The organism is Pandoraea sp. SD6-2 (assembly GCF_000389825.1).
Taxonomy (GTDB): Bacteria; Pseudomonadota; Gammaproteobacteria; order Burkholderiales; family Burkholderiaceae; genus Pandoraea; species Pandoraea communis.
Window position 1 is genome coordinate 1 of sequence record NZ_KB944457.1, and the last position, 13,147, is coordinate 13,147.

Here is a 13,147-nt window from a genome sequence, read left to right on the forward strand (position 1 = left end):
CCCTGCGGCCCTTGCATGCCCTGAACACCCTGCATGCCTTGCGGGCCTTGCATGCCTTGAGCGTTCGGATAACCCTGCGGCCCTTGCACACCCTGAATACCCTGCATACCTTGCGGGCCTTGCCCCCCCTGGACTCCCTGCAAGCCTTGCGCACCTTGCATACCCTGTGCACCTTGCACGCCCTGCACACCCTGTATCCCTTGAAGCCCCGGGAAATTCGACACCACTCGAATCGCCCCGATACGTTGTCCGGTCATCGCCTGAATATGGCGAATCTGGTCTTCGTTAAGCTGCAGTTCAAGATCGTTCTCGTTCATGTTTTCTCGCTCCTAGAGTCAAATAAACATCGGACGCCGGCTCCAAGGATTCTGTGCGAGAAATGCACTGACACATCGGCACCCCGGCAGCCCAATGACTATCAACAGAGGTCGACTTCCACGAGAGAGGGAGTGATTTTGCCGACGACGCCACCGCGCTCGTCGGTGAAATACGGGCCTGCGGGGCAACGACGACCGATGGCCGTATAGACGGGAAGCCCCGCAGTGCGCGGGGCAGAAGAAGGCTCTATTAAGAATTTTCCCAGTGGATTGATGTGCCGTGCAGTGCACAAACCGCGTTGCGCGGTTTACCTCATGGAAGGTGGATGTGGCGCCAGTGCTTGGCTCGCGTCACGCGTCTGCGGCGGCAACCAACCGCGCAGGAAGTGCCCCGCGTAGCGCGTTGCACACAACGATCGCCTGTGCGTTCAGCACGTCTTCGCGCGTAAGCACAGCCTCTACCGCCGCCCACGCCGGATCGGCGAGCATCACATTGCGCATCACACCCGGCAGCACGCCGGACGATAACGGCGGCGTCATCCAGATACCGTCTCGCTTGACGAACACGTTGCTGCGCCCGCCCTCGGTCAACTCGCCCCGTTCGTTGAAGAACAGCACGTCGAAGGCACCCTTCGCTTCTGCGGCACGCCAGGCGTCGTCGTATTGCGCGCGCACAGTGGTTTTGTGACGCAGGAACAGGTCAGCCGCTCGTGTGGCACTTGCATTCTCCGCAAGTAGCAGCACCGACACCGTTTTGTCCGGAAGGGGCGCCAGCACCGCATGCGTGATGGCCGTCTCGCCGTCGTGTGAGAGCGCCAGACGAACCCGGTGAACGGTGTCCTCCATAAGGGTTGCGACAACCGCGTCGAGTTGTGCACGCAACGCCATGCCATCAAAGCGGAAACCGAAATACGCCGCCGATGCCGCCAGACGCGCGAGATGTCGCTCGACACGCGCCACGCCATCGCCTCGCGTCGCCCGCATCGTCTCGAAGAGTTCGAAGCCCGGATCGAGCGCGCTAAGAAAACGCGCCTTGAGCTTGCACTCTTCGCGCTCCTCCTCCGCTTTGCTGTCGAGCACGATTCCCGCACCGACACCGAGCCTGCCTCGCCGCAGTCCGCTGGCATCCGGGGCGTCGAGTTCCAGCGTCCGAATAGCGACGGACAGGCAGAAGTCGCCAAGCGCTTGCGGGTCGTCTTCGCGTGCGTCAAGCCAACCGATTGCGCCGGTATACAGCCCGCGCGGCGACACTTCCAGTTCGCCGATCAGTTGCATCGTGCGATGCTTCGGCGCGCCGGTGATCGAACCGCACGGATAAAGCGCACGTAAGACGTCGGCGAACGAGGTGGCTTGGGGCAGCGCCGCCGTGACCGTCGACGTCATCTGCAACACGCTCGCGAAGCGCGTCACTTCGAAGAGTTTCGGTACCTTGACCGACCCCGGCGTCGCGATGCGCCCGAGATCGTTGCGCAACAGATCAACGATCATCAGGTTCTCGGCGCGATTCTTCTCGTCTGCGGCGAGTGCGGCACTGCGCTTGGCATCCTCCACCGCGTCGCCACTGGCGGGGGCCGTGCCTTTCATCGGCCGCGCTTCGATCCGGCCCCGCGAATGGCGCAGAAACAGTTCGGGCGAGAGCGAAAGGATCGCGCGGCCTGCGACACCCTGCGCACCAGGCAGCATGACGAGCGCGCCGTAAGGCACCGGCTGACGCGCGCGCAACCGTCGGTATAGCGCCACGGGAGAGCCGAACGCGTCGAAATTCAGACGGTAGGTGTAGTTGATCTGATAGCACTCGCCCTGAGCGAGCCACTCGTGAATGCGGGCAATGGCGTCGTCGAAGCCAGCTTCGCTGACGTCGGCTTGCAGCGCCGCCACACCGGCAACGCCTGGGCGGTGAATCTCGTCGCTGCCGCCCATGGCAGGCGCAGGCGTCAGGCCATCGCCGGCATACGCCGCTTCCTGCCGCGACAACCACACTTGCGTCTGCGTGGCGTCGAGCCGCTGCAATTCACGGAACAGCAGCGCGCGAAACTGGCCCGGCGCACGACGCGTCGTTACCGTATGCACGCCGCCCAGACGCACACCGAACTCGTAGTCGGTCAACAGCACGGCATGCAGGCCTTGACGCGAGGCGTCTTCCACTTCGCGAAGCGCGTCGGAAAGCACACCGGGCTCGTCGCAAGTCACCTCGCGTACGAGCCCGGTATACAGACGCGCCCCGCCGGCCGGATCCGCGCTGTCGTCCAACAGCGCAAATGCGGCCAAAGGCGCTTCACTTTGCATGGAATTACTCGAAGAACTGCTTCACACGGTCGAACCAGCCCTTCGACTGCGGGCTGTGACGAGCGCCGCCCGCCTTGAGCGAGGTGTCGAAGTCACGCAGCATCTGCTTCTGCTTGTCGTCGAGCTTGACCGGCGTCTCCACCTGCACATGCACGTACAGATCGCCCGGATAGCTCTCGCGCAGGCCCTTGATGCCCTTGCCGCGCAGGCGGAACGTCTTGCCCGTCTGCGTGCCTTCGGGCACCTCGAAGGTCACCTTGCCGTGTAGCGTCGGGGCGTCGATGTCGCCGCCGAGGGCTGCCGTGACGAACGAAATCGGCATCTGGCAATGCAGATCGTTGCCGTCGCGCTCGAACACGTTGTGCGCCTTGATGTGGATTTCCACATACAGGTCGCCCGCCGGACCGCCATTCACCCCCGGCTCGCCGTTGCCGGACGAACGGATGCGCATGCCGTCTTCGATACCCGCCGGGATCTTGATCTCCAGCGTCTTGGTCTTCTTGATCTTGCCCGAGCCGTGGCAGTTCGTGCAGGGCTCGGGAATGTACGAGCCGGTACCGTGACACTTCGGGCAGGTCTGCTGAATGCTGAAGAAGCCCTGCGACATGCGCACCGTCCCCGAACCGCTACAGGTCGGGCAGGTCTCGGGCTTCGTGCCCGGCTTCGCGCCGTTACCGTGGCAGATCTCGCATTCTTCCCAGTTCGGCACACGAATCTGCGTGTCGAAGCCGTTCGCCGCCTGCTCGAGCGTGATCTCCATGTTGTAGCGCAGATCCGCGCCGCGATACACCTGCGGGCCGGCCCGTCCGCCACGGCCGCCGCCGGGACCGCCCTGACCGAAGATGTCGCCAAAGATATCGCCGAACGCATCTGCGAAGCCACCGAAGCCCTGACCGCCCGCACCGCCGAAGCCGCCCATATTCGGGTCGACGCCCGCGTGACCGTACTGGTCGTACGCAGCACGCTTTTCCGGATCGGAGAGCATCTCGTAGGCCTCTTTGACCTCCTTGAATTTCTCTTCGGCATCCTTGCTGTCCGGATTGCGGTCCGGGTGGTACTTCATCGCCAGCTTGCGATACGCCTTCTTGATTTCGCTGTCTTCGACGTTCTTGGCGACGCCAAGGACTTCGTAGTAATCACGTTTGGACATAAGTCTTTCCAATGTTGTTGCATGTCGCCATCAGGCAAAAAGCCGGGTCGAGATTCCCTTTTCAGAGAACTCCGATACCCGGCCTACACGCGGCGCACATCGGTGTGCGCCGCGCGCCATGCACACCTTACTTCTTGTCGTTGACTTCTTTTACTTCAGCGTCGACGACGTTATCGTCATGCGGCTTGCCTTGCTCGGCGCCTGCGGCACCCGCAGCGCCGGCCTGGGCCTGCATATCGGCGTACATCTTCTCGCCGAGCTTCTGGCTCGCGGTGCCCAGCGCTTCGACCTTGGCATCGATATCTGCCTTGTCCGAACCGCGCAGTGCGCCTTCCAATGCCGTGATGGCCGATTCGATCGCTTCCTTCTCCGAGGCCTCGATCTTGTCGCCGTACTCGGTCAGCGCCTTGCGGGTGCTGTGCACCAGCGCGTCGCCCTGGTTACGGGCATCGGCCAGTTCGCGAGCCTTCTTGTCTTCTTCGGCGTTCAGCTCGGCATCCTTCACCATTTGCTCGATCTCGGCATCCGACAGGCCCGAGTTCGCCTTGATGACGATCTTGTTTTCCTTGCCCGTGGCCTTGTCCTTCGCGCCCACGTGCAGAATGCCGTTGGCGTCGATGTCGAAGGTCACTTCGATCTGCGGCGTGCCACGTGCGGCGGGCGGAATGCCTTCGAGGTTGAACTCGCCCAGCGACTTGTTGCCGGCAGCCATTTCGCGCTCACCCTGATACACCTTGATCGTCACAGCCGGCTGGTTGTCGTCCGCCGTCGAGAACACTTGCGAGTGCTTCGTCGGGATCGTGGTGTTCTTCGTGATCATCTTCGTCATCACGCCGCCCAGCGTTTCGATACCGAGCGAGAGCGGGGTCACGTCGAGCAGCAGCACATCCTTACGGTCGCCCGAGAGCACCGAACCCTGAATCGAGGCACCTGCGGCCACGGCTTCGTCCGGGTTCACGTCCTTGCGCGGCTCCTTGCCGAAGAACTCCTTGACCTTGTCCTGCACCTTCGGCATACGGGTCATACCGCCGACCAGAATCACGTCGTCGATGTCGCCCACCTTCACACCGGCATCCTTGATAGCCAGACGGCAGGGCTCGATCGTGCGTTCGATCAGCTCTTCGACCAGCGCTTCGAGCTTGGCGCGCGTGATCTTCAGGTTCAAGTGCTTCGGACCCGAGGCATCGGCCGTGATGTACGGCAGATTGATTTCGGTCTGCTGGCTCGACGACAGTTCGATCTTGGCCTTTTCCGCCGCTTCCTTCAGGCGTTGCAGCGCAAGCACGTCCTTCGACAGATCGACGCCTTGTTCCTTCTTGAACTCGCCGATGATGTAGTCGATGATGCGCTGGTCGAAGTCTTCACCGCCCAGGAACGTGTCGCCGTTGGTCGACAGCACTTCGAACTGGTGCTCGCCGTCCACATCCGCGATTTCGATGATCGAGATGTCGAACGTGCCGCCACCCAGGTCATACACGGCGATCTTGCGGTCGCCGCCTTCTTTCTTGTCCAGACCGAAAGCCAGTGCGGCTGCGGTCGGCTCATTGATGATGCGCTTGACTTCCAGACCGGCGATGCGCCCGGCGTCCTTGGTTGCCTGACGCTGGCTGTCGTTGAAGTAGGCCGGCACCGTGATCACCGCTTCCGTCACCGGTTCGCCCAGATAATCCTCGGCGGTCTTCTTCATCTTGCGCAGCACTTCAGCGGAAATCTGCGGCGGGGCCAGCTTCTGGTCGCGCGCTTCCACCCAGGCGTCGCCGTTGTCGGCCTTGACGATCTTGTACGGCATCAGGCCGATGTCCTTCTGCACTTCTTTTTCTTCGAAGCGGCGGCCGATCAGGCGCTTGACAGCGTACAGCGTGTTCTTCGGGTTGGTCACCGCCTGACGCTTGGCCGGCGCGCCGACCAGGATCTCGCCATCGTCCATGTACGCGATGATCGACGGCGTGGTGCGGGCACCTTCCGCGTTTTCGATGATCTTGACCTGATTGCCTTCCATGACGGCCACGCACGAGTTGGTGGTGCCCAAGTCAATACCGATAATTTTGCCCATTTGAATTTCTCCTAGCGTCCTTTGCGTCTTTCTTTCGGGCCTGCGGCCCATTCAATTCATTGATCTGCACGAGATATGGGTGCAGCCCGGTGCATTTCAAGACCCTTCCTGCTGTCCGGTTTTGCCCCCCGCCGCCGCGATTTTCTCGCGTGCGGCGGCCACCGCCAGCCGGAACTGGGGCAAACCCTGCCAGCCGGTTGCCCGGCCAAGCTTCTTGCCTTCGTGGAAGAAGAAAAACGTCGGTACGCCGTGTAACCCGAAGCGCTTGCCCAGCGCCGCATCGGCGTACACGTTGGCATGGAACCAGCGCAACCCCAAGGCAGCGATGGCCTCGCGCTGCGCGAGCATGGTCTTTTTCGCGACTTCGCAGTTGAAACAGTCGACGCCCCAGAAAAACACCACCGCCAGCGCCCCGCCTGCCTCACGCAGCCCTTCGTCGAACGTTTCGGTCGTCAGCGCCTGCATCGAAAACACCTCGAATGCCGTGCCGTCGATACCCGCCACGCCCGGAAGGTCACCTGCCATGATCGCCGATCCTTACCTGTTGCCCAGCCGTCCATCGATGCCCGCGTCAGCCGCCTGCCATGCCTTGCGCGCCAACCGCTTCGCCTATCCGAAGATCGAAGCTTGCCATGATGTCATGGCAGCACGGTTACTTGCTCGCTGCGACGGTCACCAAAGCCGGGCGCAGCACGCGGTCGGCAATCAGATACCCTTTCTGCAGCACTGCTACTACGGTATTCGGCTCCTGTTCGGCCGGCACCATGGAGATGGCCTGATGCTGATGCGGATCAAACTTTGCGCCGGCCGGGTCGATGACCGTCACCTTGTTGCGTTCGAGCGCGGAGACGAGTTGGCGCAGGGTCAGGGCGACGCCTTCCTGCAGTTTGGCCACGTCGCCGCTCTGGTCGGCCGCTGCGGCCTCCAGGCTGTCGATCACCGGCAGCAGGTTCTCCGCGAAGCTTTCCACCGCGAATTTGCGGGCTTTTGCCACTTCATCTTCCGCACGACGGCGGACGTTCTCCATCTCGGCGCGGGCGCGCAACGCATCGTCGCGCAGGCTCGCCGCTTCGGCCTGTGCCGCCAGAAGTTGCGCCTCGACCGAGGGCAGCGCGTCGTTCGCGAGCGCAGCGTCGTTCGGGGCCGCTTCGGCCTGGGACGGAATCGGCTGGTCGGGGGTGTTTTGCTGTTCAGTCATGAGCTTGAGTCGTCAAAAGGTTCTTGCAGCGCACCACGACGATGCGCCACCGGTTCAAATCCCTTTGCATAGTAGGGACGTTCACACCGATTTCAAGAGCTGGCGGGCATTCTATGCGCCATACCGGTGCGCGCGGCGTTCCGGTAAATATCCGGTTACACGCGTTACGAGTCCTCTATTGTATCGGCCGTTGCTGCGACCTAACATGAATTACGGTCCAGTTGATGGATGTGCCGTGCTGGACCCGGCCGCTCGCCGGACACCCTTCGTCCGGCGTAGTGTTCTTTCAGGAGCGCATCATGAAGCTGCCACTGGCTGTTGTCTTCATCCTTGCGTTGGTGACGATGGTGACGATTACGATCTGCTTGTCCGGCGCAGTCACCCGGCGCGACACCGAATACGGTAGCGTGCGGGCTGTACTGCATCACTATGTCGAAATGCCGGGCATGCCGGCGCACTCGTCCAATACCGGAATCCCTTCGCGCTGATCGCCCCGGGGCGCGCGCGACACGTTTTCGTTGTGCGCGAAGCCGTTTTCCCGGTTCGTTCCGCCTCTCGCGGGACAGCTGAATTCCGCCCCCCTCTACGCCCGCCGCTGCGCACTTCGCCAGCGGCGGCGTTCATTCGGGCGTTGAAAATGCCGCCGATGGAGGGCGGACCGGGAGATCGTCAGAACCGGCGCGTGCTACTCGCTCACGCCGCCCAGACGCCGCCGGTCCCGTTTCGTCGGACGCCCGTGCATCTGTGCCGCCGGCTCCTGAAACAGACGTCGGCGCTCACTCTCGTCGGCCCGCGCCTGGATACTGGCTTGCGTTTCCTCATACAGCGACTGCGCGACGGGCGCCGAGCCCCGGACTTCGGCGATGGCTTTCACCCGCACTTCCCAGCGCGTGCTGCCGTTGTCCACGGTGACGAGGTCGCCCGGGCGCACGTCGCGCGCCGGTTTGACGCGAGCTTCGTTGCAAAGCACGCGACCACGGTCGACCGCTTGTGTGGCGAGCGAGCGCGTCTTGAAGAAACGGGCGGCCCACAGCCATTTGTCGATGCGCGTGGCGGCCTGCGGAGAATCGTCAACCTTGACCGTCACGTACTGGCTCCCGACGGGTTTTGCGCCGCGGCGGCGGCCGCTGCACTGGCTTCGTCGAATGCGGCCATGGCCGCGACCTGGCGCTGACGCGTCGAGGCCACCGCCGCCGACGACGCCTGCGCCGTGCCCTCTGGCGTCAGCACTGGCCACCCTTGCAGATGACGCGCCGCAATCTCGCCAAGCGCCGTAATCCAGGCGCTCGCACCGTTCAGACACGGGATGAAGTGGAACGCCTTGCCGCCTGCCGACAGGTACGCGTGGCGGCCTTCCATGTTGATTTCTTCGAGCGTCTCGAGGCAGTCGGAGGTAAAACCGGGGCAGAACACGTCCACACGCGGCGTGCCGCCACGGCCGAGTTCTTCGAGCGTCGGTGCGGTATAGGGCTGGAGCCATTCCGCCTTGCCGAAACGCGACTGAAACGTAAGACGGCAGGTGGTTTCGTCCAGACCGAGTGCGGCAGCCAGCAGGCGCGCCGTCTTCACACACTGGTCATGGTACGGATCGCCCAGATCGAGCGTACGACGAGGTACGCCGTGAAAGCTCAGCAACAGCCGTTCGCCGGCAGCGAAATCCGGCCGGCCGTGCTGCTGCCAATAGCCCTCGACCTGCTGACGCAACGCCTCGATGTAGGCGGGATGATCGTGATAGTCGCGCACCGTGCGCACGTCGGGTTGATTACGCAGCCGGCCGAGTACCCGGAACACGGCGTCGCTGGCCGTGGCCGTCGTGCTGCTTGAATACTGCGGATACAGCGGCAGGACGAGAATGCGCTCCACGCCGTTTTGCCGCAGCGCGCGAATGCGCTCGGGAATCGACGGATTGCCATAGCGCATGGCGTAATCGACGACCACGTCGTAGTCGTTGGCATGCAGCAAGGCGCGCAGCGCGTTCGTCTGATGCTCGGTGTTCACTTTGAGCGGGGAGCCGTCGCGCGTCCAGACCGTCGCATATTTCTGCGCGGATTGACGCGAGCGAAACGGCAAGATCACCAGCCGCAGCAACGGCTGCCACACCAACGGGGAGATTTCCACGACGCGCGGGTCCGACAGAAACTCGCGCAGATAGCGACGCACGGCCGCAGGGCGCGGCTCGTCAGGCGTGCCAAGGTTGATCAGCAGAACGGCGGTCTTGCCGGACTGTCCATGCGAAATAGGTTCGGGATCGAAGCGCATGGATCGTACTTTACCGCAAACCCGGCCCGAATCCGGCGGACACGGGCTGCCCCGTGCCCGGCCCGCCCCTGCGCCAGCCAGGCTTGACGCAAGGGGAGCCCACGCGATTCGACGCTAGCCGTGCGGATGATCGTCTTCTTTTGCCGGACGATGCGCGGCGCTCGGATGCTCTGCCTCGTGCGACGGTGCGCGTGCGCCTTCCGGCTTGCTTTCACGCGGTGCGGGTTGCGGGTGCGCAGGTTCTTGCGGCTGAGGATGAGGAGCCACCTGCGGGCGCTCCGGCTGAGGCTGAGGTCTCGGTGGCGCTTGCGGTCGCTCGATCTGCGGCTCCGGGCGCGGCTGAGGACGCTCCATCTGCGGCTGCGGGCGCGGTTGAACGTGCTCCACCTGCGGCTGCGGCTGCGGACGCTCCATCTGCGGCTGCGCTCGCGGTGCCGTCTGGAACTGTGGCTGCGGCACCTGCGGCTGCGACTGCCACTGCTGCGGCCGGCGAGCCGGCTCTGTCGCTTCCGGTTGAACACGCTGCGGTGCCGGCGGGACGGGTGCATTGCGCATTTCCGGCGGTGCCGCCGGGGCCTGCGGCGATGGGCGGCGCATCTGCATATCGCGTTGCGCCGCGTCGTGTCCGGGCTGCGGCACCGCCTGCGGTGCTTCGCCGCGTGCGGCAGGCTGCCCCGGCGCATTCATTGCCGGAGGATGCGGCACCCCGGACGGCACCGCCGGCTCACCACGCACCGGCGGTTGGGCCTGCGGCGCGGGTTGCCCCGGACGATTCTGATAAACGCCATGTCCCGCATATCCCGGCGCGCCCGGCTCACCCGGAACACCTGGCGCTCGCGGCACACCGGGTACTCCCGGTACTCCCGGTACTCCCGGACGCCCCGGAACTCCCGGCTGGCCGGGCGCCCCTGGCGCACCAAGCATCGGCGGAACACCGCCAGCCGGCGGCAATGCGCCGTGCGCCGGCGTTGTCCCCGTGGCGCCGGTTGGCCCGAGCGCTGGTTGTGCGGGCGTCGCCCCATTCACACCAATCGGCGCACCGACCGGGCCGTGCGTGCCCACGACAGTCACACGCGGTTGCACACGCCCCTGCGCGTTCGGGGCGCCCGGCCGCATGTTCTGCGCTTGTTGCGCGTTCTGAGGGAAAACCAACGGCGCACCGCCAGCATTCGGCACCGCGTGCAGATTGCTCGTCAGCTCGCGCGACGGCATCACACGAGCCTGCGGCGCGCGCGTGGCGAGCACCGGCCGGTTGAAAACGCCCGCCGGCGGGGCCCCTGCGGCACGACGGCTGTTGCCGAACACGCTCTGCTGCACCGGCGCGACCCCCGGCGTATTACCGACACGCCACGTCTGACCGGCATGCGGTGCGGCCAACGCCACCGGCGCACCTACCGGGCGGCCCTGCACGAACGACTGCGCGGGCATCGTCGACACGGCGCCGCGCACGTTGCGATTCACGTACACGTTGTTGACGTTGATGTTGGTGACGTTGGTCGTCTGGATCACCGTCGACCGATTGATGTTGGTGACATACGACGAACTGGCGCGATAAGCCGGACGGTACGGATCATGCGGGCCAAGCGCGAACCACGCGAGGCCCACGCCGCCTGCCGCAAACGAGATGCCCCACTGATTCCCGCCGCTGCTGCCGCTCACCCAGCCGACCAGCGCCGGGGCGTACACCGGACGGACGGCAACCGGTCCCGGCACCCAGCACCAGCGCGCGTCGACATACGCCCACCGGCCATAGTGATACGGCGCAAAGCCCCACGGGGCGTCATCCACCCACGTCCAGCCCCACGGATCGACCCAGACCCAATGGCCGGTGCGATACGGCGCCCAGCCCGAAGGCACGTCCGACGGCACCCAGACGGCGCCGTAGGTCGGGGTTTCCTGCCACGCACCATAGTCGTCCAGGCTTTCAAAACCGGTCATGTCGCGCGGCACATAGCGAGCCGAGACGGACGCGTCCTCGCGCGCGTCGCGCTGGCGTACCCATTGGTCGAACGCATCTGCCACGAGCGGATTCGTCGGTTGCTGCGTCAGGTTCTGACCGACGAACGCCACGCGTTGCCCCTGTTGCAGCGGCACCGAGGCGCCCTGCCCGTACACGGTGGCCGCACCTCGCCAAACGCTCACGGTCGTCACGCCGTTCGGATCGACGTCTACGCGGTATTCCCCTGCCTGTTGAGGGACGAATGCGAGATTCGGTGTATCGATCTCGTACGGCTGATTCGGATCATAGGTCCGCAGACGCAGCCCCACGGTCCCTTGCGTTACGTTCAGTTGCACATTTTGGTCGGTCACGGCAGACAACGCGACACTCGTGGACGCGCCCATACGAACCGCCGTGCCCCCCACGTGCATCTCGGCGCGCCCATTGCGGTCGACCCAGATGGCGTCGCCAGTGGTCAGCGGCCGGTTGCGGTTGGCGTAACGCCAATCGCTGGTGCCGGCGGGCGCATAGGTGACGGTGCCGTCGAATTCGCTCAGACGGGCCACCCGGCCCGGGGGATCGGCGCTCTGCGCCTGCGCCAGCGCGGGTACACCTGCGGCGCCCAAGGCCCCGAGCGCAAGCCCGACGCCGAGATAACGGACCATCGTCCGCCAGGAAATCAGGGATTTCATAGACACTCCGGGCCTTTTCCGTTCACGCGTCGCGCGCTGCGCTGGCCGCGTTGCCTTGTCGCTCTGTCCGAATCCTTTGACGAACGCGATGATCGCAACTTCGCCATAAGTGACGATTCAAGCGTAAGCCTGCCATGTGTGACAGCGTGTAAAGGAATGCTACGGGTTTGTAACGCAAAGGCGAAGAGATGCGACGGCGACACGCCGGCACGCGCTGCCGGTCAGTGCTGGCTGAGGGCGTTGGAGAGCAGCTTCGCCGTGATGTCGACGATCGGGATCACACGCTCGTAAGCCATGCGCGTCGGGCCGATCACGCCCAGCGTGCCGACGATTTCGCCGTCGACTTCGTACGGTGCCGTGACGACCGTCATCTCTTCGATGGGCACGAGGCTCGACTCACCGCCGATGAAGATCTGCACGCCCTGCGCCCGGCTCGACACGTCGAGCAGTTGCAGCAAGCCGGTCTTGGACTCGAACACATCGAACAGCCGGCGCAGCCGCTCCATGTTCGACGACAGATCTTCCACGCCCAGCAGATTGCGCTCGCCCGAAATCAGCACGCTCTCGCGTGTGGTGTCGGCCATGGCGTCGCTGCCCGCCTGAACGGCGGCCTGCATCAAGGCACTCATGTCGGAGCGCAACGCGTCGAGTTCACCGCGCAAGTAACCCCGCACGTCATCGAAGCTGTGGCCGCCGAAGTGGGCGTTCAGATAGTTCGCCGCTTCGACCAGTTGGGCTGGGGAATAGTCCTTTTCCGTCAGGATGATACGGTTCTGCACGTCGCCGTCGGGGGTGACGATGATGAGCAGCACGCGCTTGTCCGACAGGCGCAGAAACTCGATTTGCCGGAAGATCTGGCTGCGGCGCGGCGTGAGCACCACGCCCGCGAACTGCGAGAGATTCGAAAGCACCTCCGCCGCCGAGGCAACCAGTTGCTGCGGCCCCGCCGGTTGCAACCGGTTCTGCACGTGCGACGCGAGTCGATGCGCCGCTTCGTCGAGGGGGCGCACCGACAGCATAGTGTCGACGAACAGACGGTAGGCACGCGGCGTGGGCACGCGACCGGCGGACGTATGCGGGCTGGACACGAAGCCAAGCGCCTCAAGGTCGGCCATCACGTTGCGAATCGTCGCCGAAGACAGGTCGAGCCCGGAATAACGGGAAAGCGTGCGCGACCCGACCGGTTGGCCATCGGCGATGTACCGTTCGATCAGGGTTTTGAGGAGAGCTTGCGCACGTTGATCTAGCATGGC

At 64.4% G+C, this 13,147-nt stretch carries 10 protein-coding genes and 1 pseudogene; 1 reads left to right on the forward strand and 10 read right to left on the reverse strand.

From position 1 onward, the window contains the following. The 6 genes and pseudogenes from C266_RS23195 to grpE form a co-directional block, all read right to left on the reverse strand. Nucleotides 1-317, reverse strand: a pseudogene (locus C266_RS23195) (hypothetical protein); the annotation flags it as partial. A gap of 351 nt (nucleotides 318-668) precedes the next feature. Further along, nucleotides 669-2,603, reverse strand: coding sequence for a chorismate-binding protein (locus C266_RS23200; protein WP_010808278.1), 1,935 nt, complete (start codon nucleotides 2,601-2,603; stop codon nucleotides 669-671). Between the two features lie 4 nt (nucleotides 2,604-2,607). Continuing rightward, the gene (gene dnaJ / locus C266_RS23205; RefSeq protein ID WP_010808277.1) at nucleotides 2,608-3,753 is read right to left on the reverse strand and encodes a molecular chaperone DnaJ; all 1,146 of its coding nucleotides are present in this window, start codon (nucleotides 3,751-3,753) and stop codon (nucleotides 2,608-2,610) included. 127 nt (nucleotides 3,754-3,880) lie between these two features. After that, complete coding sequence (gene dnaK / locus C266_RS23210; protein WP_010808276.1) at nucleotides 3,881-5,806, reverse strand: molecular chaperone DnaK; 1,926 nt, start codon at nucleotides 5,804-5,806, stop codon at nucleotides 3,881-3,883. A 96-nt stretch (nucleotides 5,807-5,902) separates the two neighbouring features. Next, a complete protein-coding gene (locus tag C266_RS23215) occupies nucleotides 5,903-6,331 on the reverse strand; it encodes a co-chaperone YbbN (RefSeq protein ID WP_010808274.1) in 429 nt (142 codons plus the stop codon). Between the two features lie 127 nt (nucleotides 6,332-6,458). Further along, nucleotides 6,459-7,004, reverse strand: a complete 546-nt coding sequence (gene grpE / locus C266_RS23220) for a nucleotide exchange factor GrpE (RefSeq protein WP_010808273.1) — start codon at nucleotides 7,002-7,004, stop codon at nucleotides 6,459-6,461. A 299-nt stretch (nucleotides 7,005-7,303) separates the two neighbouring features. Between grpE and C266_RS23225 the strand changes: the two genes are divergently transcribed. Continuing rightward, nucleotides 7,304-7,492 carry a hypothetical protein gene (locus tag C266_RS23225; RefSeq protein ID WP_010808272.1) on the forward strand — a complete coding sequence of 63 codons (189 nt, stop codon included), beginning with the start codon at nucleotides 7,304-7,306 and terminating at the stop codon, nucleotides 7,490-7,492. A 197-nt stretch (nucleotides 7,493-7,689) separates the two neighbouring features. Here C266_RS23225 and C266_RS23230 read toward each other — a convergent pair whose 3' ends face one another. The 4 genes from C266_RS23230 to hrcA form a co-directional block, all read right to left on the reverse strand. After that, complete coding sequence (locus tag C266_RS23230) at nucleotides 7,690-8,091, reverse strand: RNA-binding S4 domain-containing protein (RefSeq protein WP_010808271.1); 402 nt, start codon at nucleotides 8,089-8,091, stop codon at nucleotides 7,690-7,692. Further along, on the reverse strand, nucleotides 8,088-9,263 hold the full coding sequence (hemH, locus tag C266_RS23235; RefSeq protein ID WP_010808270.1) for a ferrochelatase: 1,176 nt from the start codon (nucleotides 9,261-9,263) through the stop codon (nucleotides 8,088-8,090). Before hemH ends, C266_RS23230 begins: the two co-directional genes overlap by 4 nt. Nucleotides 9,264-9,377: 114 nt before the next feature. After that, complete coding sequence (locus tag C266_RS27830; RefSeq protein WP_051126532.1) at nucleotides 9,378-11,894, reverse strand: DUF6600 domain-containing protein; 2,517 nt, start codon at nucleotides 11,892-11,894, stop codon at nucleotides 9,378-9,380. A gap of 221 nt (nucleotides 11,895-12,115) precedes the next feature. Then, nucleotides 12,116-13,144 carry a heat-inducible transcriptional repressor HrcA gene (gene hrcA / locus C266_RS23245; RefSeq protein ID WP_010808268.1) on the reverse strand — a complete coding sequence of 343 codons (1,029 nt, stop codon included), beginning with the start codon at nucleotides 13,142-13,144 and terminating at the stop codon, nucleotides 12,116-12,118. Nucleotides 13,145-13,147: the final 3 nt, after the last annotated feature.